Source organism: Halomonas sp. S3-1-1, from assembly GCF_023757625.1.
GTDB lineage: Bacteria > Pseudomonadota > Gammaproteobacteria > Pseudomonadales > Halomonadaceae > Vreelandella.
Genome location: NZ_JALGBZ010000005.1, coordinates 221,736 through 243,915, shown reverse-complemented (window position 1 = coordinate 243,915; position 22,180 = coordinate 221,736). Strand labels below are relative to the sequence as shown.

The 22,180-nt window shown below is 63.1% G+C and carries 20 protein-coding genes; 14 read left to right on the top strand and 6 right to left on the bottom strand.

Annotated elements, in window-relative coordinates; all coding sequences use genetic code 11:
- Together MQW23_RS15815 and MQW23_RS15810 are read right to left on the bottom strand one after the other, a co-directional pair.
- Nucleotides 1-1,260: a M20/M25/M40 family metallo-hydrolase gene (locus tag MQW23_RS15815; protein ID WP_252109169.1), complete on the bottom strand. Its 1,260-nt coding sequence runs from the start codon at nt 1,258-1,260 to the stop codon at nt 1-3.
- Nucleotides 1,261-1,311: 51 nt separating this feature from the next.
- Nucleotides 1,312-2,232 (bottom strand): LysR family transcriptional regulator, encoded by a 921-nt coding sequence (locus MQW23_RS15810; RefSeq protein ID WP_252109168.1) that lies wholly within the window; start codon nt 2,230-2,232, stop codon nt 1,312-1,314.
- A gap of 399 nt (nt 2,233-2,631) precedes the next feature.
- Between MQW23_RS15810 and MQW23_RS15805 the strand changes: the two genes are divergently transcribed.
- The 6 genes from MQW23_RS15805 to MQW23_RS15780 all read left to right on the top strand — a co-directional run bounded on the left by MQW23_RS15805 (nt 2,632) and on the right by MQW23_RS15780 (nt 10,123).
- The gene (locus MQW23_RS15805) at nt 2,632-3,597 is read left to right on the top strand and encodes a TAXI family TRAP transporter solute-binding subunit (RefSeq protein WP_252109167.1); all 966 of its coding nucleotides are present in this window, start codon (nt 2,632-2,634) and stop codon (nt 3,595-3,597) included.
- A gap of 23 nt (nt 3,598-3,620) precedes the next feature.
- Nucleotides 3,621-5,525, top strand: a complete 1,905-nt coding sequence (locus tag MQW23_RS15800; RefSeq protein WP_252109166.1) for a TRAP transporter permease — start codon at nt 3,621-3,623, stop codon at nt 5,523-5,525.
- Entirely contained in the window at nt 5,522-6,952 is a 1,431-nt protein-coding gene (locus MQW23_RS15795) for an acyclic terpene utilization AtuA family protein (RefSeq protein ID WP_252109165.1), read from the top strand. Before MQW23_RS15800 ends, MQW23_RS15795 begins: the two co-directional genes overlap by 4 nt.
- Entirely contained in the window at nt 6,939-7,289 is a 351-nt protein-coding gene (locus MQW23_RS15790; RefSeq protein WP_252109164.1) for an AtuA-related protein, read from the top strand. The genes MQW23_RS15795 and MQW23_RS15790 overlap by 14 nt, the downstream gene beginning before the upstream one ends.
- 91 nt (nt 7,290-7,380) lie before the next feature.
- On the top strand, nt 7,381-8,589 hold the full coding sequence (locus tag MQW23_RS15785; RefSeq protein WP_252109163.1) for a YbfB/YjiJ family MFS transporter: 1,209 nt from the start codon (nt 7,381-7,383) through the stop codon (nt 8,587-8,589).
- Nucleotides 8,590-8,659: 70 nt separating this feature from the next.
- Nucleotides 8,660-10,123 (top strand): sodium-dependent transporter, encoded by a 1,464-nt coding sequence (locus MQW23_RS15780; RefSeq protein WP_252109162.1) that lies wholly within the window; start codon nt 8,660-8,662, stop codon nt 10,121-10,123.
- Here MQW23_RS15780 and MQW23_RS15775 read toward each other — a convergent pair.
- Genes MQW23_RS15775 through MQW23_RS15765 form a run of 3 tightly spaced genes read right to left on the bottom strand, consistent with a single transcriptional unit; the run spans nt 10,102 to nt 13,036 of the window.
- A complete protein-coding gene (locus MQW23_RS15775) occupies nt 10,102-11,250 on the bottom strand; it encodes an LBF_2804 family protein (RefSeq protein ID WP_252109161.1) in 1,149 nt (382 codons plus the stop codon). The genes MQW23_RS15780 and MQW23_RS15775 overlap by 22 nt on opposite strands.
- Nucleotides 11,251-11,279: 29 nt before the next feature.
- Nucleotides 11,280-12,596 (bottom strand): Y-family DNA polymerase, encoded by a 1,317-nt coding sequence (locus tag MQW23_RS15770; protein ID WP_252109160.1) that lies wholly within the window; start codon nt 12,594-12,596, stop codon nt 11,280-11,282.
- Nucleotides 12,593-13,036: a LexA family protein gene (locus MQW23_RS15765; protein WP_252109159.1), complete on the bottom strand. Its 444-nt coding sequence runs from the start codon at nt 13,034-13,036 to the stop codon at nt 12,593-12,595. Before MQW23_RS15765 ends, MQW23_RS15770 begins: the two co-directional genes overlap by 4 nt.
- A gap of 364 nt (nt 13,037-13,400) precedes the next feature.
- On the opposite strand from MQW23_RS15765, the gene MQW23_RS15760 reads away from it, so the two are divergent.
- A complete protein-coding gene (locus tag MQW23_RS15760) occupies nt 13,401-14,291 on the top strand; it encodes an alpha/beta fold hydrolase (RefSeq protein ID WP_252109158.1) in 891 nt (296 codons plus the stop codon).
- Nucleotides 14,292-14,314: 23 nt separating this feature from the next.
- Nucleotides 14,315-15,349, top strand: coding sequence for a patatin-like phospholipase family protein (locus MQW23_RS15755; protein WP_252109157.1), 1,035 nt, complete (start codon nt 14,315-14,317; stop codon nt 15,347-15,349).
- Between the two features lie 29 nt (nt 15,350-15,378).
- Here the strand turns inward: MQW23_RS15755 and MQW23_RS15750 are convergent, their stop codons facing one another.
- Nucleotides 15,379-15,948, bottom strand: coding sequence for a Smr/MutS family protein (locus tag MQW23_RS15750; protein ID WP_252109156.1), 570 nt, complete (start codon nt 15,946-15,948; stop codon nt 15,379-15,381).
- Nucleotides 15,949-16,148: 200 nt separating this feature from the next.
- Between MQW23_RS15750 and prmB the strand changes: the two genes are divergently transcribed.
- The 6 genes from prmB to MQW23_RS15720 all read left to right on the top strand — a co-directional run bounded on the left by prmB (nt 16,149) and on the right by MQW23_RS15720 (nt 22,176).
- On the top strand, nt 16,149-17,108 hold the full coding sequence (gene prmB / locus MQW23_RS15745; protein WP_252109155.1) for a 50S ribosomal protein L3 N(5)-glutamine methyltransferase: 960 nt from the start codon (nt 16,149-16,151) through the stop codon (nt 17,106-17,108).
- Between the two features lie 12 nt (nt 17,109-17,120).
- Entirely contained in the window at nt 17,121-18,218 is a 1,098-nt protein-coding gene (aroC, locus tag MQW23_RS15740) for a chorismate synthase (RefSeq protein ID WP_252109154.1), read from the top strand.
- Between the two features lie 142 nt (nt 18,219-18,360).
- Nucleotides 18,361-18,741, top strand: coding sequence for a hypothetical protein (locus tag MQW23_RS15735; RefSeq protein ID WP_252109153.1), 381 nt, complete (start codon nt 18,361-18,363; stop codon nt 18,739-18,741).
- Between the two features lie 313 nt (nt 18,742-19,054).
- Nucleotides 19,055-19,516 carry a phasin family protein gene (locus MQW23_RS15730; protein ID WP_252109152.1) on the top strand — a complete coding sequence of 154 codons (462 nt, stop codon included), beginning with the start codon at nt 19,055-19,057 and terminating at the stop codon, nt 19,514-19,516.
- 105 nt (nt 19,517-19,621) lie between these two features.
- Nucleotides 19,622-21,526 (top strand): class I poly(R)-hydroxyalkanoic acid synthase, encoded by a 1,905-nt coding sequence (gene phaC / locus MQW23_RS15725; protein ID WP_252109151.1) that lies wholly within the window; start codon nt 19,622-19,624, stop codon nt 21,524-21,526.
- Nucleotides 21,527-21,720: 194 nt separating this feature from the next.
- A complete protein-coding gene (locus MQW23_RS15720; RefSeq protein WP_252109150.1) occupies nt 21,721-22,176 on the top strand; it encodes a copper chaperone PCu(A)C in 456 nt (151 codons plus the stop codon).
- Nucleotides 22,177-22,180 lie beyond the last annotated feature (4 nt).

The window sequence follows — 22,180 nt, the reverse complement described above, 5'->3', positions numbered from 1 at the left end:
TTACTCGTCGTCTTCTTTCTCATCCTTGGGCTTGTCGCTGCCCTGATGATCGAGCTCGCTTGCCTGATCCAAGCGCGGGTGGTGATCGAAGAATAGCCCGTTGACGTCGTCGACCTGATCCAGCAGCTTGATCGTCTCGGCCAGTACGTGAATCGCGGCCAGCACGTCCTGGGTGTTGCCGCTTTCCGAGATGGTATGCATATTGCGCGTCGGAAAGCCCAGCGAGGTCGCGGCGCTATCGATGGAGGCAAGAACGCTTGCCATCCCGTCGGTGCCGGTATCCACGCCGACGATATCGCGCTGCATGGGAATGTCCTGCTGGCGCGCGGTTTCGGCGATGATGCGGTTGAGCTGCTCGCTGGCGATCGAGCCGACGGACAGCGTAAAGCCCTTGCCCATCTCCAGCGCCTGCATGCGCTTATCGCCGATGCCGGGCGCGGCCACGTAGTCGTGGTTCACGTCGATACCGATCAGCGCGTCGGGTTTGAGATCACCGGCTAGCACGCGGCTGCCGAAGCGGCCGATCTCCTCGTAGCTTGCGATGGCGAACATTACGCGTACGTTATTGGTGCCGCCGGCTTCGGCTACCAGGCGTGCCACTTCCGCGGTGACGAAGCAGCCCAGGCCGTTATCGAGATACGCACCGTAGAAGGTGTTGGGGCTGAAGCCTTTTTTGATCGGGCGGTTGAAGATGATCGAATCACCCGGGCGCACGCCCAGGTTGAGCACCTGCTGTTTCTTGTTCTCGCCGTGAATCTGTAGATCCAGATAGATCTGCTCTTTCTTGATGCCTTTCTCGCCGCTTCTGACACTTGGGTCCGAGAAGTGGATCGCGCCCAGCGCCTCGACGGTGCCGCCTTCCAGCCGGCGATAGCTGCCCGGCGCTTCCGGGTCTTCGCTGAACAGGATGACTTCGTGGCCGATCAGCACCGTCGGCAAAAACGAGTCGGTGTTGATCCAGATCTTGCCGTCCTCGCCGATCGAGCGCACCTGCATGCGGATCTTGTCGGCATGACCCACCAGCATGATTTTGAACATGTCGTCCTGACCCGGGTGGGTATCCAGCACCACGCCGGCGTTGCCACGATACTGATGAAGCTTCCAGCTCTCCGGGGCGAAGCTTTCAAAGTACGGCTTCAGCACGCCGTAGGTCATGGCCCCTTCGAGCCCAACCGGGCTTGGCGCGGCGATGATATTGCGCATCAAATCGAACTGCGCCTCGGGCATCGGCTGCGTCCAGGGTTTGGCGCTTTCGCTCATGTAAAACTCTCCATGTTGGCTCGTGAGTAGGCTATCCAGTTTGGCACAAATCTAGTGGAAACGTGTGCCGTTCATCGGCCTTGAGCCATCATCGACGGCGTGAATCAGCTCGAACAGCGCCCGCGCTGCACTGGACAGAGGATGGCGCCGGCTTAAGACAATACCAAGCTCGCGGGGCGTGTTCGGCGCTACCAGCGGCCGGTGGTCGATACCTGCTGCCGCGATCTGACGAAAGCTCAGCGCAGGAAGTACGCTAATGCCAAGCCCCGCCGCGACCATACGGCCAACCGTGGCGATCTGGCTGGCATCGCAAAGAATATCGAGCTTGACGCCTACGCTTGCCACTGTGCGGTCGATATCCTGACGCGAGCTCGATAGCCGATTGATGCCGATGAAAGGGTAGTCCCCCAACTGCGCCCACTCTACGTGCGTTTGCTGATCAAGCGCGTGGCCTTCAGGGAAAACCGCCACGTAGCGGTCGACCCAAATGGGCTCGAAGCTCAGATTGTCTGCGTTCTGAGGCTCGACGGAAAGCCCGAAGTCGGCGCGACCCTCGCGCACCATTTGATTGATTTGCTCGGCCAGCACGTCGTGAAGGCTCAGATTGATGCGGGGATAGGTCTCGTGAAAGCGCTTGAGCACGCTTGGAAATACCCCCGCCGCCAGTGTCGGCAGTGCGGCAACCGTCACCTTGCCGCGCTGCTTGGAGAACTGCTCACCGAGATCCTCGAAAGCCTCGTGCCAGTCGCTAAGAAGACGCTGCGCGACGGGCAAAAACGCCTCGCCTTCCGGCGTCAACGCGAGCTGGCGGCTGGTGCGGGCAAACAGCGCTCCGCCCACACTCTCCTCGAGCTTTTTTAGCGCGATTGAAATGGCGGGTTGGGAAAGGTGCACGCGCTCGCTGGCTTCGCTAAAGCTTCGCGATTGGGCCACCGCCACGAATACTTGAAGCTGTTTGATGCTGGTCGTCATCTGAATATCCAACTTTGGCCTGAGAGAGCGTGCTCACGAGAAAGTGTGCGTGAAAGGCCGTCATTTATAGACCGCTTAAGGGCAACGAGAATGACTTCTTATAGCGGGCAGTGCCTGACGCAAAACCCTTACAGAAAACGCTTTTTTCTGAGACTTTAGTTTATATAGTCATTAGCTAAAGTAACTTCTGCTGTTGCTGTGCCGCAGCAAACACCCATATTTCAGGCACTAAAAAGACGCATTCTTTTATTTTAATAAATAAAACAAAGTTTAAAAACAATTTAATATACAAAATTATAGCCAGCCATCATCTTGAGCTATCGCTTAAAAAAGCGTTCCTGTACCGCAACTTACCTTTTACCCCACAATAAAAAAGGCCCTTGGGGCCCAGGAGTCACCATGAAAACGCTACTTACCGCCGTCGTCGCCAGTACCGCGCTGGTCGCCTCCGCCGCCAGCCACGCCAACGAACGCCTGCTGATCGGCTCGACCTCCAGCTCGTCGAGCCATTACAGCTACTTCGTCGCCGTCAACCAGATCATCAACAATCAGGTCGAAAACATCAGCTCGTCGGTGGCTGAAACGGGCGCAGCGGTGGACAACCTTCGCCGTCTTGGCCGCCATCAGATCGATATGGGGTTGGTCACCACCAATATCGGCTACCACGCCTACGCCGGTGAGCAGGAGTTCGACGGGCGCCCGGTCGATAGCCGCCTGCTGTGGGTCTACACCGTGGCACCGCAAAACGCCGTGATGCGTGAAGACGCCGGCGTCACCACCTTCGCGGAGCTGGACGGCGTGCGCTTCAACCCGGGGATCACCGGCTCGGCTACCGAAAAGACCACCGAAGCGGTCATGACGACGCTGGGCATCGAGCCCGACTATGTGCGCGGCTCGACTACCGACATTGTCGATTCGATGAAGGATGGTCGCGTCATGGGCTCGGTGAAGTCCGGCGTGGGTAACCGTCTCGACGGCTCCACCATGGACATTTCCACGTTCACACCCATCAGCGTGCTCTCGCTCGATGACGAGCAGGCCCAAACCCTGCGCGATGAGATGCCTGATCTGGCAATCGTCGACGTACCCGAAGGAGCAGGCGAGGGTATCCCTGCCTACACCACTTGGGCATTCGGCGTTGCCGTTCACGCGCATCCGGATATGAGCGAGGAGACCGCCTACGAAATCGTCAAGGCGGTCATGGAAAATCCGGAGCCGCAGATCAACGCCTTCTCGGCAATGGAAGGTGCGGACATCGCCCAAATGACCCTCGAGGTAGGCACGGTACCGCTGCACGCCGGGGCCGCGCGTTATTTCGAAGAGCAGGGTTATGAGATTCCCGAGGCGCTGCAGCCGGCCCAGTAAGTCGCCGAGAGAGGACGAAATTCATGCGAGACCTACTCGTCAAGGGGCTGGCGCTGACGCTTGGCGGCCTGATCCTTTTTACGTCTGCGACTGGGCCTTTTGAAAGCCTGGTTCAGCGCAGTCTCTTTCTTGCGCTGGTCATTCTTTTAGGGCTTGCCGTCTACCCGCTGGGCGACGGCAAGCGCTGGCGCCCGATCGGTATCGCCATCGATCTGGTGCTGGCGGTGGGCGTGGTGCTCGCCTGCGGCTACGTGGCGCTCAATTACGAGCAGATTCTGGTCGAGCTCCCCTGGGCCACGCCGCGGGACATGGTGCTGACCGGGGTGCTGCTGATCGCCATTCTGGAGCTTTCCCGTCGGGCGATTGGCTGGATCTTTCCAATGCTGGTGGTGGCGGGGCTCGCCTACGCCTGGTTTGGCTCGATGATTCCTGGGCCGCTAGGTCACCGCGGGTTCGATCTTTACTACATGACCGAAACGATCTATCTGGGCGATCTAGGTGTTTGGGGCATGCTGGTGGGCGTGGCCGCCACCACCATCGCGGCGTTCGTGCTCTTTGGCTGTCTGCTGCTGCACACCGGCGGCGGTAATACCTTCATGGACTTGGCGCTGCGCATTAGCGGGCGCTCGCCGGGCGGGGCGGCCAAGGTAGCGACCGTCGCCTCAGGGCTTTTCGGCATGGTTAGCGGCAGCGCCGTGGCCAACGTGGCCACGACCGGCAATTTCACCATTCCGATGATGAAACGGCTGAACTACCCGCGGCCCTTTGCAGCGGGCGTGGAAGCGGTGGCCTCCACCGGTGGGCAGATCGCGCCGCCGATTTTAGGGGCTGCAGCGTTCATCATGGCTGAGATCATCGGCGAGAGTTACCTGCGTATCGCTTTGGCGGCGCTGTTGCCGGCGATACTTTTCTATCTGGGCGTGTTCTTGACGATCCATCTGGTGGCCAAGCGCCGCGAGCTCAAGGTGGTGCCCGAAGACGAGCTGCCGCCTTGGGCGGAAATTCGCCGGCCCGAGCGGATCATTCCGATTCTGGCCGCGCTCGGCGGGCTCTTCTACGGGGTGCTGAGCGGGCGCTCGATTCAGATGTCGGCGTTCTACGGCATCCTGATGACGGTGCTGACCTTCGTACCCTTCGCACTGATCGCGCGCATGCCGCTCAAGGAGGTCATCGGCAAGCTCGTGGGCGGGCTGGTCGATGCGGGCAAGGGCATGGTCATCATCGGCGTGCTGTTGGCCGGTGCACAGATTCTGGTGGCCATGATCGGCATGACCGGGATCGGCGTGACGCTGGCGAGTCTGATCGTCAACGTAGGCGGAGAGTCGCTGTTTCTCGTGGCGCTGATCGTCGGCGGGGTTTGTCTGATTCTTGGCATGGGCATTCCCACCACCGCAGCCTATGTGCTGGTCGCCTCGGTGCTGGCGCCGGCGCTGACCACTATCGGCGTCGAGCCGCTCATCGCGCACCTGTTCGTATTTTATTTTGCGACGCTGTCGGTCATTACGCCGCCGGTCTGCATCGCTGTGTTCGTCGCCTCGGGTATCGCCGGCACCAACTGGCTGCCGTCGGCGGTAGAGGCGGTGCGCCTGGCCGCCGCGATCTACGTCATTCCGTTTCTGCTGTTGATCTACCCGGCGCTGGCGGGCTTCGGCTCGGCCTGGGATATCGTGCTGGCAAGCTCGCAGGGCATCGTGTTCGTCGTGGCTTTCGCCGCGCTCATGTCGCGGGTCATGATGACCGGCCACCGCGTGGTGGACGCGCTGGCCTTGGTGCTGGTGATCGGCCTGGCGCTCATTCCCGGATGGCTGACCACGCTCAGCGCGTTGATTATCATCGCGGGGCTTTTCTGGCGCCGTCGCCAGCTGCTCGATGACGGCGTGGCGCCGACCACGCCTGCGCCTCAACCTCTCAAGGAGCACACCACATGAGCTTTTTACTGGGTAGCGGGGCCGGGTTCTCCGGTGATCGCACCGATGCGGCCGAGGCGGTGGTGGCGGAACTCATCCGGCGAGGAAAGCCCGCCGCTTTGGCCTTCGAAACGCTGGGCGAGCGCACGCTGGCCGCGGCGCACCGCGCCATGCGCGAAGACCCGGCGCAGGGGTTCGAGCCGCTGATCGAAGAGTTTTTGCCGCCGGTGCTGCGCGACTGCGTCGATCACGGCATCACCATCCTGGGCAATTTTGGCGCCGCCAACCCCGAAGGTGCCTGCGCGCTGGTCAAAAAGCTGGCCGAGGCCGCAGGCCGCCCGGATATCGCCATCGCCCAGGTGCATGGCGACGACATCCGTGACCGGCTGCGCTCGCTCGACCTGACGCCTTGGGAGGCGGAGCGCCAGGCGCTGCCTGACGACAGCGCGCTCATTTCGGCGAACGTTTATCTCGGCGCCAAGGCGCTGGTAGAGGCGCTTTCGCTTGAGGCCGACATCGTGGTCACCGGGCGCGTCGCCGACCCCGCGCTCTTTCTGGCGCCCTTGATGCACCATTTTCAGTGGCGCTGGGATGACTGGGATCGGCTCGCCTGCGGCATGATGGCCGGGCACCTGGCCGAGTGCGGTGCCCAAGTCAGCGGCGGATACTTCGCCGATCCGGGGCTCAAGGACGTGCCGAGTCTCGCCACCGTCGGCTATCCGATCATCGAGGTGGAAGAAAACGGGCGCCTTCTGGTGACCAAGCCGGAGGGTAGTGGGGGGCTCGTGACCGAGCAGACCGTCAAGGAACAGCTTCTGTACGAGGTGCACGACCCGGCCAACTACCTGACGCCGGACGTGGTGGTCGATTTGTCCAACGCGACCGTGCGTCAGCTAGGCCCGGATTGCGTGGAGGTGAGCGGCATTCGCGGCAAGCCGGCGCCTGCGCGTTTGAAAACCACCGTGTGCTACGACGGCGGCTGGCAAAGCGAGGCGGAGATCTCCTACGCCGGGCCCAACGCGCTCGAGCGCGCGCGGCTCGCCGCCCGGGTGCTGCGCGAGCGGCTAGCGTTTCGTGCCCCGGCGGAGCTACGCACGCGTTTCGACATTATCGGCCTTGCGAGCGTGTTCGACAGTGATGACGGCGAGCTTCAGCGTCTGGCGGCCCCGGCCAATCCCGACGGCGACTACCGCCTGCGTCTGGCTGCCGAGCATCCGGAGCGGCGCTGGGTCGCGCGCGCGACCCAAGAGCTACTGGCGCTTTACTGCGCGGGGCCGGCGGGCGGCGGTGGCGTGCGGCGTCAGTTCCAGCGGCGGGTGTTTACCGCCTCATATCTGGTGCGGCGCGACGACGTTCACGACTACGCCCGCTTGTTCGACGCCCGATCGAAAAACGCCCAGCCGCAAAATGCCCATGACCAAAGAGGAGCCTCCCATGCTGCAGGCTGAAACGTCGCCTCAGGCGCGCGCCGTGAAGACGACGCCGCTTCACCAGCTGGCTCACGCCAGGGCCGGGGACAAGGGCGACCGGCTCAATATCGCGTTGTTCGCTTACCGGCCGGAGGATTACGACCTGCTCGTGAGTGAGCTCGACGAGGCCCTGGTACTGGCGCTTTTTCAGCACCGCGGCGCTAGCCGCGTTCGCCGCTACCTGCTGCCTCAGCTGGGGGGCATGAATTTCGTCATTGACGACGTGCTCCAGGGCGGGGTCAACGGTGCGCTCAACCTGGACGGCCACGGCAAGACGCTCTCCTTTCTACTGCTCGGCGTGGATATTACGCGCTGACTCGACTTAGGTGGTCATGACGCCCGGCGGCTGACGCCTTATCATGCGTTGATGGTTCAATAATAATGCATATAAGGTAACGGAGCCGCCCTTGACCGCCTCTATCTCCCTGCAGCGCTATAAGGTGCTGCTCGCCGGTATTTTCAGCCAGCTTCTGTGTGTCGGCGTGGCGCGCTTTGCCTATACGCCGCTTCTACCGGTGATGCAGGGCGACGGGCTTTTGAACGACGCCGAAGGCGGGTGGCTGGCCGCTTTCAACTACGCGGGCTACATGCTGGGGGCGGTGCTTGCCGCCTCGACGGGAAGTCTCGCGCTCAAGGATACGCTCTATCGCGCGGGGCTTTTGCTGGCGGTGGTGACGACCCTGGGCATGGCGCTGACCGAAAACGTCTGGCTCTGGGCCGTGTTTCGCTTTTTGGCGGGGCTCTCCAGCAGCGCCTCGATGCTGTTGGCCTCGGGGCTGATTCTGCACTGGCTGATCGAACATAAGCGCCGAAGCGAGCTGGGCATTCACTTCGCGGGCTTGGGGCTTGGCATCGTGCTGGCGGCGCTGGCGGTGGAGGGGTTGCTGGCGCTTTCCATCGATTGGCGCGGCCAGTGGCTCTGGCTGACCGCGCTGGGCGCTGGGCTTGTGATTCCCGCCTGGCGGTGGCTGCCACCCCCTACGAAACCTGCCGCCAGCGCCACGCGCCAACCGGCTGCCAAGAGGTCCGCCAGCGCGACCTTTCTGCGCCTGATGGTGCCAGCCTATTTCTGCGCCGGCTACGGCTACGTGGTCAACGCGACCTTTCTCGTCACCATCGTCGAACGCGAACCGCTGCTTGCCGGTACCGGCAACTGGGCGTTTGCGCTGGTGGGGCTGTCCGCAGCGCTAACGGTAGTGATGTGGGACTTCGTCGCCCGCCACCTTGGCTATCTGGGGGCGCTTTGCCTTGCCATGGCCATTCAGGTGGTGGGGATTTGGCTTCCGCTCTGGAGCACGAGCCTAGCCGCGCTGCTGTTAAGCGCGGTGCTTTATGGCGGTACCTTTCTTGGCTGCGTCTGTTTAGTGCTCACCATGGCCGGGCGGCTTTATCCGGATAACCCGGCGCGGCTGATGGGGCAGCTGACGCTGGCCTACGGCGCGGCGCAGATCATCGCGCCGGCGGTGACCGGAATGCTTGCCGAAGCCGTCGGCGACTACCGGCTGGGGCTATGGCTTGCCGGCGCGTTGGTGGCGCTGGGCGCCGTGATTCTGCTGGTGCTCAAGCGCGTGGACCGCACCGCCCAGCGTCTGGACACCGAGGCGCGCGCGCTCTAGCGCAAAACTCCTGGGCTTTTAGGCCCAAATCCGCCAGGATGTCGCCTTTTTTCGAGGCAGGGGAAAAGGCATGGCGTCTTCTGAACAACCGCGTGCGCAGTGGCTTGGGCGCTGGGGATTTCTGCTGGCAGCGACCGGCTCGGCGGTGGGGCTTGGCAACGTCTGGAAGTTTCCCTACATGACCGGCGAGTACGGCGGCGGCGCCTTCGTGCTGGTGTATCTGATCTGCATTCTGGCCGTGGGCGTGCCGGTGATGATGGCCGAGATCGCCTTTGGTCGACGCGGGCGCGGCAGCCCTATCGACGCCTTTCGCCGCATGGCGACGGAGTCTGGCCGCTCACCGCTATGGTCGCTTCTGGGCTGGATGTCGATGCTCGCCGGCTTCATGATCCTCTCGTTTTATGTGGTCGTGGCGGGCTGGTCGTTCTCTTATCTCTGGAAGACGCTTAGCGGCGGGCTCAGCGGTGGCAGTGTCGGGGAGCTTGAGGCGTTGTTCGAGGCCAATAACGCCAATCCCTGGAATCTGGGTTTTTGGAGCACGCTGGTCACGCTGATCACCATGGTGATCGTGGGCAAGGGCGTTCAGGAGGGCATCGAGAAGAACGTGCGCTGGATGATGCCGGGCCTGGTGCTGATGCTGGTGGTGCTGATCGGCTTCGGCGCGCTTTCTGGAGGCTTCGGTGAGGCCTTTGCGTTTTTGTTTTCGTTCAACGCGGGAAGCCTTTCGAGTGCGGGGATGCTGGCCGCGCTGGGCCATGCGTTTTTCACGCTGTCGCTGGCCGCCGGGGCGATTTTGACCTACGGCAGCTACCTGCCGAAAACCGCCTCCATCGGGCGCACCACGCTCGGCGTCGCGCTGGCGGATACGCTCGTCGCGCTCATGGCCGGTCTTGCGATCTTCCCGGTCATTTTTGCCAACGGCATGGACCCGGCTGGTGGGCCGGGGATCATCTTCATGAGCCTGCCCGTCGCGTTTCAGGCGATGCCGCTGGGGTCGCTGTTCGGCACGCTGTTTTTCATCATGCTCTCGATGGCCGCGCTCACTTCGTCGATCTCCATGGTCGAGGCAACGGTCTCCTGGCTTTGCGACAACAAGGGCTTTACGCGCCGCTCGGCGGCCTGGAGTACCGGCATCGTGCTTTGGCTGATCAGTACCGCGGCAATGCTTTCGTTCAACGTGGGCGCGGACTGGACGCTGGCGGGCAAGACCTTCTTTGACTGGCTCGACTATCTGACTTCGCGCTGGCTGATGCCGCTGGGCGGGCTGGGTACCATTTTCGTCGCCGGATTTATGCTCAAAAAGGACGTCATGCGCGACGAGCTTGCGCTTGGCCCGCGCTTCTATGCGCTGTGGCTGGTGATGGCGCGCTACGTAAGCCCCTTGGGCATTCTGGTGATCTTTGCCGACGTGCTGGGGCTTTATAGCGTCGTGTTCGCTCAGCACTGGCCGTATCTGCTCGGCGTGCTGCTGCTGCTGATGCTAGTGGGCGAGTTTTTAAGCCCGCGGCTGCGTCAGGCGCTCGCGCCGCGCTGATCGTTCGATGCACTCGTCGAAGACGGCTCGTTCGACGCCATCTCGCGGCGCTGCTCGTCGATGAACGCAGCGGTCAGCGGTGTCTGGCAGCGGGCGAACACCTGGCGCAAAAATCGCTTGCGCGCGCCGCGGTAGCCGCCGCTCAACAGCACCGCTTGGGTCAGGCTTTCCAAAAGCGGTGCGCGCTCGCCCTCGTCGAGCCGCGCAAACTCATCCAGAGCGCTTGGCCACTCCACGGCCAAGGTGCTGGGCGCGTCGGGAAGTGTGGCCAGCACGTATGAGAGCAGCAGCACCAGGTTCGGGTGGGGGTGCTGGTTGCGCATGATCATTTCACCCACGCCTTGGGCGAGCAGGCGGCGGATGTGTTCCGGGGCGCGATCAATGCGCGGCATCAGCCGTTCGATGCGCTGAGGGCCCTGGGCGAGCAGGCAGGCGTCCTCGGTCACGCGGGCCGCGATCCAGGCATTCCATAGCGCGTAGAGCGGTGCGACAAGAAAGGGAACGAAGCCGCGCAGGGTCAGCCGTCCGAGCAGGCGGCGCATGATCATGCGAAGCAGGAAACTGCTCAGGCTGACCTTGAGCCGGTAGATGAGGGCGCGTAGCGTCAGCTGCCAGCCGCGAAGATACGCGTGCGGGTTGACGCCGTACACTAGACTACCCGGGCTTGGGTACTCCAGCGCCACCCGGGCTGCGCCCTGCAGGGTCAACTCCACCGTGGGGGGCTGGGGCGAGCTGTGGCGGTAGTCGAGCCCGCAAAAGTGCATCATGCGCGCCACGCCGCGCAGCGAGTTCCAGTAAATAAAGCCGATCTCCAGCAGCGTCACCACGCCAGCGAAGGCCATGTAGCCGGTCCAGTAGGGCAGCTGTTCGCGAAGCGACAGCGCCTCCCAGTGGTCGACGAGTATCTCGCGCATCCACCACTCGGCTCCGCCGATCAGCGTGCCCGAAACGATCCCTGCCAGCGCCGCCCAAACGATCACCCAGCGGCGGCTTTTTTTCAAAGCGACCATATCCGGGGCGCCTAGCGCTTTATGGCGAGTCAGGCGGCGGCCGATGTAGCGGCGTGCGAAACGCTGAATGCGATCCGGGGCGGGGGCGAATTCCTTGTCGGGGCGTGTAAGCGGCATGACGACTAACGCAACTTCGAATGGGGCCTTTAGGGTAGCGGCTTCTTACGCTCGGCACACGCCTGGATTGCGCCGGGATGCGTACCGGCTTTCATCAACTCGCCCCAGCGAGTGGTAAAGCGGTCCGATCGGTGGCCGCAGCGCAAGTGCCAGGACGCCTCTTCCGGCTCGACGCCAAAGCGCACCTTGTTTTGGCCCATGCGCCGGTTGATGTCGTCGAGGGTGGCCATCAGCGCTGGATGATGACGGTGGCGAGGCGGCTGATGCAAAAGCGAGAGCTGATACTGCTCGGCGTCGACCAGGTCCAGCAGCATCACCCCGGCCTTCATAAAGCGGTGATCGGGACGGTAGACCTGCTCGAGCCCTTCGCGCACCGCGGCCAGCACCACGCGCGTGTCGTCGCTGGGGGCGGCGAGCGGAATCATGGCGTGGGGGAAATACTGGGGCTGGTCCTGGCGGTGGCGGTTGGTGGCGAGAAAGACCATTACCGCCCGGGTCAGGCTTCGCTGCTCGCGAAGCTTCTCGGCGCTGCGCTGGGCGTGGCGGCTCAGCGCGCTGTACACGTCGGCCTTGTCGCCGGTGGGCCTGCCGAAAGAGCGCGATGTCATGATGCGCTGGCGCGGCTCGTCCACCGCGTTCATGGACAGGCACGGCGTGCCGCGAAGCTCCAGCGCCGTGCGCGCCAGCACCACGGAGAAGCGCCGGCGAAGGTCGTGGTGATCGCACTCGCGCAGATCCCAGGCGGTGTGGATGCGCTGCACCGCCAGCCGCTCGGCCAGCCGCCGCCCGATGCCCCACACCTCGCCCACCGGAAGCTCTTTCAACAGCGCTGCGGTCTCTTTCGAGGCGGCGTCCAGCAGGCATACCCCTTCGTAGCGCGCGCGCTTTTTGGCGGCGTGGTTGGCAAGCTTGGCCAGCGTATGGGTTGGCGCCAGCCCGACGCAGACAGGAAGCCCCAAGTGGCGGCGGATGCGGCGGCGAAGCGCTTCACCCACCGCCTGGCACTGCGCGGGAGTGAGGCCGTCCAGATACACGAACATTTCGTCGATGGAGTAGGGCGCCACCGCCGGACAGGCGTCGCGCAGAAGCTGGCAGAGCCGCCCTGACATGTCGCCGTAGAGCTCGTAGTTCGATGACTTCAGGTGAATGCGCTGGGCGCGGCGTAGCCCCTCGAGCTTGAACGCCGGAACGCCCATGGGAATCTCCATGGCTTTGAGTTCTTCCGAGCGGGCGATGATGCAGCCGTCGTTATTGCTCATCACGCCCACCGGCTGGCCTTCGAGCTCGGGCTGGAAAACGCGTTCGCAACTGACGTAGAAGTTGTTGGCGTCGACCAGGCCGATCACGACACGTACTCGTGAATCACCGCGCGCACCACGCCCCATAGCTGGCACTCTGTGCCCGATAGCGGCAGCGGCGGGTAGAGCGGGTGGGCCGAACACAGGTGCGGCGTGCCCTGGTAGAGCGCGTAGCGCTTGATTAGCACTTCGCCATCGAACAGCGCCACCAGAATGTGGCCAAGGCGCGGCTGGATGCTGCGATCCACTACCAAGAGGTCGTCGTGGAAAATGCCCCAGCCTTCCATGCTGTCGCCGATCGCCGTCAGGTAGAACGTCTGCGTCGGATTCTTGATCAGCCGCGTGTTGAGATCCAGCGTGCGCTGCTCGTAATCCTGGGCCGGCGACGGAAAGCCGCTGAAGCCGGCGCGGGCGTACAGGGCAGGAAACGCCAGCGGTTGAAAAGTTAACGGCCAGGCTGTCGCAACGTGGGCAGGTTGAGACGGCATCGTGACGTCCTCGAAAAATAAAATAGTGTATGTATATACAGTATTATTTTTCGAGGCTCAAAATGCAAGGTTGACGCCGTGCCCGATTTTCAACGTCCGGTTTTCAACGTGCAAGCCAGAGCCCCACGACGATGGCGCTGATCACGGCGATGAAAAATACGGCATTGCGGGCACGGGTATCACGGCGAGGTTTCATAACGGTACTCATCTGCGAAGGGGTGGATGACGGTTGGCGCGCCAGCGCGTGTCGAGCGTAGCGCGCAGAATTTTGAAAACGAGGCGCTCCAGGCACCGGGCCCGGCATGGTAACGTTTACGCCATAAGGCGTCATCAAACGAACGACGCGCACACGGAGAGATCGCTTATGGTGGAAGTGGCAAGCACCGCGCCCAGGCCGCTGTCGCTGGCCGGAGGCCGACTGGCGGGCCTTGCGTGGGGACGCACGGATGCGCCGACTTGGCTTGCGCTGCACGGCTGGCTGGATAACGCCGCAAGCTTCACGCGCCTGGCGCCGCGTTTGGCGCGCGCGCTCGGCGTGCGCATCGTCGCGCTCGATTTTCGCGGCCACGGCCACTCCGCCCACGGACCCGCCCAAACCGACTACGCGCTGTGGGACTACGCGTTTGATGTGCTCGACGCGCTGGACGAGCTGGAGATAGAGCGCGCCACGCTCCTGGCCCACTCGATGGGGGCGGCGGTAAGCTGCCTGCTGGCCGCCGCGCTGCCCGAACGAGTGGAGAAACTGCTGCTGGTCGACGGGCTGGGTGCGCTCAATACCGAGGCCGAGCAGAGCACCGAGCAGCTTAGAAAGGGGCTTTTGGCGCACCGACGCCAGGCGTCGCGCACGCCGCGCTACGCGGATCTCGAGCGCGCGGTGGCCGCACGGGTGGCCGGCGGGGTGACGCCGGTGAGTGCTTCGACCATAACCCCGGTGGTCGAGCGCAATATCCGGGCAAGCCCGGATGGAAAAATTGAGATGCGCACCGACGCGCGCCTGCTCAAGCCGTCGCTGGTGCGCTTTACGCCGGAGCAGGTGCTAATGATGCTGGCGAGTATTCAGGCGCCGGTACTGCTCGTCGAAGGCGATAGCGGCATTCTTGGCGAGCGCCGCTGGGCACAAGAGGCGCGCCAGCAGGTGCCTCATTTGACGCGGCAGGTGCTTTTGGGTGGCCATCATCTGCATCTGGAGATGGATGCCGTCGAGGCGGTCGCGGCCACCATCGTGGATTACTGCCAACGCCAGATGAACGTGTAAAACGGAACAGATCGGAACGTCGAATGAGCAAGTCAACAGAGCAAGCGTTAAGCCATATTTCTCCTTACAGTGACGGTCACGGCAAAAAGGTCGCCCTGGTGTTGGGCAGCGGCGGCGCCCGCGGCTATGCCCATATCGGCGTGATCGAAGCGCTCGAGGCGCGCGGTTTCGAGATCATCTCGATCGCCGGCTGCTCCATGGGCGCGCTGATCGCCGGCATTTACGCCTCAGGCAAACTGCCGGAGTACCGCGAGTGGGTCTGCAACCTGGACTACCTGGACGTATTGAAACTGGTTGACGTGACCTGGAGCCCGATGGGCGCGATGCGCGCCAACAAGGTGATGAATAAGCTCGAGGCGCTGATCGGCGATACGCTGATCGAGGATCTGCGCATTCCAGTGACCACGGTGGCAACGGATCTCGTCCGTCAGCGCGAAGTGTGGTTTCAGCGCGGCCCGCTGTTGCGCGCCATTCGCGCCTCGATCGCCGTGCCCGGAGTAATCACGCCGGTGCATCTGGGCGATCAGGTGCTGGTCGACGGCGGGCTTTTGAACCCGCTGCCGATGATGCCGATTCTCTCCGCCCACGAGGCGGATCTGGTGGTGGCGGTGAACGTCACCGCTCAGAGCCCTCAGCCCATCAGCCTCGAGGAGCTTCTGCCCGTTGACGAGCAGGATGAGCGCACGCGCCTGGAGCGCGATCACGACGCCAACCTGGGCGGCTGGATGGACGGTGTGCGCGCGGCGACCAAGCGGCTATGGGACGGCTTTGGCGCGCAAGACGACCAGTGGGTCGAAGAGGAGAGCGTCGAGGCGCGCGGCCAGCGCGAGTGGGGCAAGCTCGACATGATTCTGGAGTCTTTTGATATCACCCAGGCCGCACTGGCCAAGTACAAGGTGGCGGGCTACCCGCCGGACGTGCTGATCGAAGTGCCGAAAACGGTGTGCAGCACCTACGAGTTCCACCGCGCTAAAGACTTGATTCGCCTCGGCCGTCACCTGGCCGACGAAGCGCTGGAGCGGCGCATGCCGAGCGTGGCATCGGATGCAACGGAGTAGATAAAAGAGTAGATGAAAGCGGGCCGCTGCTAACGGCCCCGCTTTCGAAGCAGCACGTAGACCGCGCCGGTACCGCCGTCGGCGTCCACCGCCGAGCAAAACGCCAGCACCCCCGGCCACTCCCTGAGCCAGGCGTTAGTGTGGCTTTTTAGCACCGGAAAATCCGCCGTCGCGCCCCAAGCCTTGCCGTGCACCACCAGCACGCAGTGAAGATGCTGGGCGGCGGCGTCCGTCAGAAAGCTTTCGAGCTCGGTACGCGCCTCTTCCAGGGTGTAGCCGTGAAGGTCCAGCCCCGCCTGCCAAGGCGTTTGGCCACGTTTGAGCTGGCTAAAGGTGCGGTAGGGCAGATCGTTCACGCTGAACTCGAGATACTCCGACGGACGCACTGCCTCGACCCGGCCGTCAGAAGTGCGCCCGGTCGTCACCTGGCTTTCGCTTTTGACCGCCGCCTGGCGGCGCGCGGCTTGGGCGTCGCGCTCGCGTTTGGGCCTGCCGGGGTCGGCCAGGTCGCTTTTGATCTGGCGCACCCCGGCCTCCTGGAGCGCCTGGCGAAAGGCGCTGATCTCTTCATCGTTGGGCGAGTGGCGGCGTCGCGACATGAAAGGCTCACAAAAAATGAAAAACGGCGGTGTGGAGGATGGCGTGAACGCCACAGTATAGCGGCCCTGGCGGCGCTGTGAACCGGGCGGCGACGAAGGTACAATCATTTCCCGATGTTAAGCCTACGACGTTTTTCACGTTTCACCCTTGATGAGGCCGCAAGCCAAGCGCTTGCGGCCCCGCCTGGCCAGGAGCCCTTGTGACCACGCACCTCAATGCCGAGACTTCCCCCTCAACGCTTTCCCTGCCGGAGTCGGCGCTGGCCAGTGACCTGATCACGCTGCGCGACTATCTGCGCTGGGCAACCAGCGAGTTCTACGTCGCCGGTTTGCACTACGGCCACGGCACCGACTCGCCCTGGGACGAAGCGGTGGCGCTCTGCCTGGGCGCGCTACACCTGCCCTGGAACGTCGACCCCGGCGTTCAGGACGCACGGCTTCTGCCCGTCGAGCGCCAGCGCATCATCGAGCTGGTGCGCCGGCGCGTCGAAACTCGCGCGCCGCTGCCGTACCTGTTGGGCGAGGCGTTCTTTGCCGGTTTCCCGTTCGATGTGGACGAGCGCGTGCTGATTCCGCGCTCGCCGATCGCCGAGCTGATTCTCGACGGCTTCGGCGCCTGGTTCGATGAAGAGCCGCCGGAACACGTGCTCGATCTGTGCACGGGGTCGGGCTGTATCGGTATAGCCACGGCTCTGGTGCTGCCCACCAGCCACGTGACGCTGGCGGACTTGAGCCCGGACGCGCTGGCAGTGGCGAAGCAGAACATCACCCGCCACGACGTTGGCGACCGGGTGCGCGCGGTCGAATCCGACGTCTTCGACGGGCTTGCCGGTCAGCGCTTCGATCTGATCGTCTCCAACCCGCCCTACGTCGATGCGCGCGACCTGGCCACGATGCCTGCCGAGTTTCGCCACGAGCCGGCGCTTGCCCTTGGCGCCGGCTCTGATGGGCTGGATATCGTACGGCGCATTTTACGTGAGGGGCGTGATCACTTGACCGACGACGGCTGGCTGATCGTCGAGGTCGGCAACTCCGATCGTCACGTCGAGGCGGCCTTCCCCGAGGTCGGCTTCATGTGGCTTGAATTCGAGCACGGCGGCCAGGGCGTCTTTGCCATCAGCGCCGCGGAACTCGACGCCCACGCGGCGTCTTTTGCGTAAGGAACTAGCGACATGTCTGGCAATACGTTCGGCAAGCTTTTCAGCGTGACCACCTTCGGCGAGAGCCACGGCGTGGCCCTTGGCGCCATCGTCGACGGCTGCCCGCCGGGAATCGAGATTAGTGAGCAAGAGCTTCAGGTCGAGCTCGACCGCCGCCGCCCGGGAAGCTCGCGCCACACCACCCAGCGCAAGGAAGCCGACGAGGTCCGTATCCTCTCCGGCGTGTTCGAAGGCAAGACCACCGGCACCTCGATTGGCCTTCTGATCGAAAACACCGACCAGCGCTCGAAAGACTACTCCAAAATCAAGGACCAGTTCCGCCCGGCCCACGCCGACTACACCTACCACCACAAGTACGGCCACCGCGACTACCGCGGCGGCGGGCGCTCCAGCGCGCGCGAAACCGCCATGCGCGTTGCCGCCGGCGCCATCGCCAAGAAGGTGCTCACCGCCCAGGGCATTCAGGTGCGCGGCTATATGAGCCAGCTCGGCCCCATCGAGATCGACTTCAAGGGCTGGGAGAGCGTCGAGCAGAACGCCTTTTTCTGCCCGGACCCGGACCGCGTGGCGGAGCTCGAGGCGTACATGGATCAGCTGCGCCGCGACCAGGACTCGATCGGCGCCGAGATCACCGTAATCGCCGACGGCGTGCCGGTAGGCCTTGGCGAGCCGGTGTTCGACCGCCTCGACGCGGATCTGGCCCACGGCCTGATGAGCATCAACGCGGTGAAAGGCATCGAAATCGGCGCCGGCTTTGACAGCGTGACCCAGCGCGGCACCGAGCACCGCGACGAGCTGACACCGGAGGGCTTTCTCTCCAACCAGGCCGGCGGCATTCTCGGCGGCATCTCCAGCGGCCAGCCGATCGTCGCGCGGCTGGCGCTGAAGCCGACCTCCAGCATCACCACGCCCGGGCGCTCGATCGACGTGCACGGCGAGCCGGTCGAGGTGATCACCAAGGGGCGCCACGACCCCTGTGTGGGCATTCGCGCTACGCCCATCGCCGAGGCGATGATGGCGATCACGCTGCTCGATCATTTACTGCGTCATCGCGGCCAAAACGGCGACGTTCGTGTCGAAACACCGCGCTTGAACCAGTGCCAGGATTAGTTTGAAAGGTCAGCGCTAAACCCGAGCGCAGGCCGCTGCTACACTTCACACAAGGGCTGGCCGCCGCCGCTTTGGCGGCGCGTCGTCAAAATGCTCAACGGTTCACGCTCCACCGAGCCACATCAACAAAGGGAAGCCGGCCATGAAAATCAACGTCGAGTTCGATCTCACGCCGGAAGAGTTTCGCCAGTCGCTGGGCCTGCCCGACGTCGAAGCCTTTCAGCAGCATCTGTTGACCAGCATTCAGCGCCAGATGGAGTCCGGCGTCGAAGGCTACGACCCAATGAGCCTGATGCGCCCGTTTTTGCAGCAGCCGATGATGCAGCAGGGGCTTTCTCAAGGGCTGTCCCAAGGCCTTGCCCACTTCGGTACCTACCAGCAAATGATGCTGGACATGCTGAAGCAGGCGGGTAGCGCTAGCGCCAACACCAACACGGCAAATGAGGGGTCCGAGGCCGAGCCGGAGAAACCGGCGTCTAAAACGCGGGCCAGCGCTTCGTCGCGCTCGCGATCCAAAGAATAACTCGGGGCTGCGTTGCCAAACGCCAAGGCAGTCGCTACGCTGTTTCGATAGCGCCGGGCAAGCGTTTCGGGTTAAAAAGAGGGTGCGCCCTTTTGATTTAGTAAACGCTGCGTAAAGCGGGTTTTGAACGGCGCTGAACGGGCAAGACAACGCGTGGGTAAAGCGCTTTGGCCGCAGGCAGGCGCGCCTTCTGCTTTGCTTTCGTGGATCTGCGTGCGCGGTTTCGCTTGTCAGTGCCGCGCATAAAAAAAGCACTACAACACCCATCTGCCGACGTGAATGCCGCCTCATTGCCTTGAAAGGAGACAGGACCATGCAGGATAAAATGTTCGACGCCTTCAGTAGCCAGACCCGTCAGATGTTCGAGCCGATGCGCAAGATGAACTCGCTGATGCTCGACAACATGGAAAAGCTGACCCACTACCAGTTGGACGCGATGCAGCGCTACAGACAGATGGGCACCGATCGGCTGCGCAAGGCCACCGATATCAGCGACGCAGAAAGCCTGAAGAACTTCGGCGCCAAACAAGCCGAGATGATGAAAGAGCTCTCCGAGCAGATGCAGGAAGACGCCCGCGCGATGAGCGAAATGAGCCTGCAGTTTAAATCCGAAATGGAGAAGCTCTTCAGCGACGCCGGCCGCCAAATGAGCGAGCAGGCAACCGCTGCCGGCCAGCAAATGCGTGACCAGACCAACGCCGCCGGCGAGCAAATGCGCGAGCAGGCGGGCGGTGCCAAAAGTGACCCCAGTAGCCAGTCCACGCGTAAAAAGTAAACGCTTTCAATACGGCGCCTTCGGGCGCCATCTTTTTTGGGTCAAGGGATAAAGCGCACCGGGTGCGGGCTGGGTGCGAAAGAGAGAGCACGAGGGGAGGGGCTTATGCAGTCAGCGTGGAACGTGCCGCCGTGGAACGTGGCGCCGGAAGGGCTCAGCCAGGATGAACTGGTGGTCTGGAGAGGCGCGATGGAGAAGGTCGGCGAACAGTATCAGGCCTTGATGGAAGAGCTTCTGGCCAAAATGGCGCCGAGCGACGCCGCCGATTCCGTGTACAGCGACATGCGGCAAAGCTTCGAGGCCGCCGCCCGGTCGCTGATGGGTAACCCGACGCTTTTGTGGGAAACCCAGGCGCGGCTGATGCAGGATCAGTGGCTTTTGTGGCAGCAGGGGCTGCGCACGCTCTCCGGGGAGTCGGTAGCGCCGCTGATCCAACCCGCCAAGGGCGATCGCCGCTTCAAGGACGACGCCTGGACCCAGGAGCCGTTCTATCTGGCGCTGATGCAGCAGTACCTGCTGTTTTCGCAGTCCGTCGACGATCTGATCGGCAGCCTCGACGGTCTTGAAGGGGCGAGCAAGCGCAATCTCACCTTTTACGCCCGCCAGCTCGTCAGCGCCATGTCGCCGTCGAACTTCATCTCCACCAACCCGGAAGTGGTGCGGCGTACGCTGGAAACCAAAGGGCAGAATCTGGTCGAGGGGCTCGCGCGGCTTCGCGAGGACCTGGCCAACTCAGCCGAGGGCATCAACGTTCGCATGACCGACCGCCAAGCCTTCGGCATCGGCGACAACATCGCCGTCACCCCGGGCTCCGTGGTGTATGAAAACGAGCTGATGCAGCTCATTCAGTACACGCCGAGCACGGAGAAGGTGTTCAAGACGCCGCTTTTGATCGTGCCGCCCTGGATCAACAAGTACTACATTCTCGATCTGCGGGAAGACAACTCGCTGGTGAAGTGGCTCGTCGACCAGGGCCACACGGTCTTTTTGATCTCCTGGCGCAACCCGGGGCCCGAGCAGCACGACGTCACTTGGGCGGATTACATGCAGCTGGGGCCAGTCAGCGCCATGGAGGCGATCGAGAAGGCCTGCGGCGAGAAGTCGGTGAACCTGATGAGCTACTGCGTCGGCGGGACGCTGGCTGCCTCGACGGTGGCGTATCTCAACAGCACCCGGCGCGGGCGCAAGGTGAAATCGGTGACCTACATGGCCACGCTGCAGGATTTCCGCGACCCAGGCGATATCGGCGTATTCCTGAACGAGGGCGTGGTTCAGGGGATCGAGCACTCGATGAACCTCAAGGGTTATCTCGATGGGCGCTCGATGGCCTACACCTTCAACCTGCTGCGTGAGAATGATCTGTTCTGGTCGTTTTTCATCAACAACTACTTGAAGGGCGACGTGCCCGCCGCCTTCGATCTGCTCTACTGGAACACCGACGGCACCAACCTGCCCGCGTCGACCCACGGCTGGTACCTGCGCCACATGTATCTGGAGAACCGGCTGATCGAGCCCGGCGGCATCGAGCTCGACGGCGTGAAGATCGACCTTTCGAAGGTCTCCACGCCGAGCTACTTCGTCTCCACGAAGGAGGACCACATCGCCAAGTGGAACAGCACCTACTTTGGGGCGCTTTTGCCCAAGGGGCCGGTGACCTTCGTGCTGGGTGGCTCGGGCCACATTGCTGGTATCGTCAATCCGCCGCAAAAGAACAAGTACGGCTACTGGACCAACGATTTGCTTCCCGCGGAGCCTGAGCAGTGGCTCGAAGGTGCCCAGGCGCACGAAGGTTCATGGTGGCCGCACTGGCAGGCGTGGATGACCCAAAACGGCTACGCCGATACGCAGAAAACCGTGGCCGCCCGCGTACCCGGCAGCGGCGCGCTCAGCGTGATCGAAGCCGCGCCCGGACGCTACGTGCGTCAGACCATTCCCGAGGTACTGGGAGAAGTATCCAAAGAAGCACCTGAAGAAGAGCCTGAATCAGCCTCTAAAAACGCATCGAATTAGGCTAGCAGCGAGCCGTCGACAGGCGAGTAGCCGACAGCGTCCTCAAAGCCCGGCGCCGCCGGGCTTTTTTACGCGCGGTTAACGGACAAATTGTCGCATTGCGGTGGCAGCGGCGCCAAAGAGCGCTAAGGTGGTAGCCATCAATAAAGCGCCCTGGGCGCTGTCGTTTCGATTCAACACTCAGGAGCCACGTCATGGCGAACGTTTTATCCAAAACCACGCGTACGCTCGTGTCAGCGCTGTTCGGCGCTGCCGTTTTACTGGGCGCGGCGAGCGCTCAGGCAAGCGATATCAACGTATCCAACGCGCGCCTGAGCCTGCTTCCCGGTGATACCCCGGGGGCCGGCTACTTCGAGCTCGAAAACGCCGGCGACGAGGCGGTCATGCTCACCGGCGCCGACACCGAGGCGTTCGAGGCGGTCGAAATGCACGAAAGCAGCGAGCACGAAGGCATGGCGCACATGCACAGCGTCGAGAACGTCGAGATCGAGGCGGGAGACACCTTCAGTTTTGCCCCGCGCGGGCATCACCTGATGTTCATGGAGCGTGTAGCACCGCTCGCCGTGGGTGACAGCGTCGAGGTAACCCTCGAGTTCGACGGCGAAACGCTGCCGGTGACCTTCGAGGTCGTTTCACCTACCTCGCTTTGATACG

Bases quoted from the DNA above. Each gene is read 5' to 3' on its own strand.
- MQW23_RS15815 (WP_252109169.1), bottom strand. From the start codon at position 1,260: ATGAGCGAAAGCGCCAAACCCTGGACGCAGCCGATGCCCGAGGCGCAG.
- MQW23_RS15810 (WP_252109168.1), bottom strand. From the start codon at position 2,232: ATGACGACCAGCATCAAACAGCTTCAAGTATTCGTGGCGGTGGCCCAA.
- MQW23_RS15805 (WP_252109167.1), top strand. From the start codon at position 2,632: ATGAAAACGCTACTTACCGCCGTCGTCGCCAGTACCGCGCTGGTCGCC.
- MQW23_RS15800 (WP_252109166.1), top strand. From the start codon at position 3,621: ATGCGAGACCTACTCGTCAAGGGGCTGGCGCTGACGCTTGGCGGCCTG.
- MQW23_RS15795 (WP_252109165.1), top strand. From the start codon at position 5,522: ATGAGCTTTTTACTGGGTAGCGGGGCCGGGTTCTCCGGTGATCGCACC.
- MQW23_RS15790 (WP_252109164.1), top strand. From the start codon at position 6,939: ATGCTGCAGGCTGAAACGTCGCCTCAGGCGCGCGCCGTGAAGACGACG.
- MQW23_RS15780 (WP_252109162.1), top strand. From the start codon at position 8,660: ATGGCGTCTTCTGAACAACCGCGTGCGCAGTGGCTTGGGCGCTGGGGA.
- MQW23_RS15775 (WP_252109161.1), bottom strand. From the start codon at position 11,250: ATGCCGCTTACACGCCCCGACAAGGAATTCGCCCCCGCCCCGGATCGC.
- MQW23_RS15765 (WP_252109159.1), bottom strand. From the start codon at position 13,036: ATGCCGTCTCAACCTGCCCACGTTGCGACAGCCTGGCCGTTAACTTTT.
- MQW23_RS15760 (WP_252109158.1), top strand. From the start codon at position 13,401: ATGGTGGAAGTGGCAAGCACCGCGCCCAGGCCGCTGTCGCTGGCCGGA.
- MQW23_RS15755 (WP_252109157.1), top strand. From the start codon at position 14,315: ATGAGCAAGTCAACAGAGCAAGCGTTAAGCCATATTTCTCCTTACAGT.
- MQW23_RS15750 (WP_252109156.1), bottom strand. From the start codon at position 15,948: ATGTCGCGACGCCGCCACTCGCCCAACGATGAAGAGATCAGCGCCTTT.
- aroC (WP_252109154.1), top strand. From the start codon at position 17,121: ATGTCTGGCAATACGTTCGGCAAGCTTTTCAGCGTGACCACCTTCGGC.
- MQW23_RS15735 (WP_252109153.1), top strand. From the start codon at position 18,361: ATGAAAATCAACGTCGAGTTCGATCTCACGCCGGAAGAGTTTCGCCAG.
- MQW23_RS15730 (WP_252109152.1), top strand. From the start codon at position 19,055: ATGCAGGATAAAATGTTCGACGCCTTCAGTAGCCAGACCCGTCAGATG.
- phaC (WP_252109151.1), top strand. From the start codon at position 19,622: ATGCAGTCAGCGTGGAACGTGCCGCCGTGGAACGTGGCGCCGGAAGGG.
- MQW23_RS15720 (WP_252109150.1), top strand. From the start codon at position 21,721: ATGGCGAACGTTTTATCCAAAACCACGCGTACGCTCGTGTCAGCGCTG.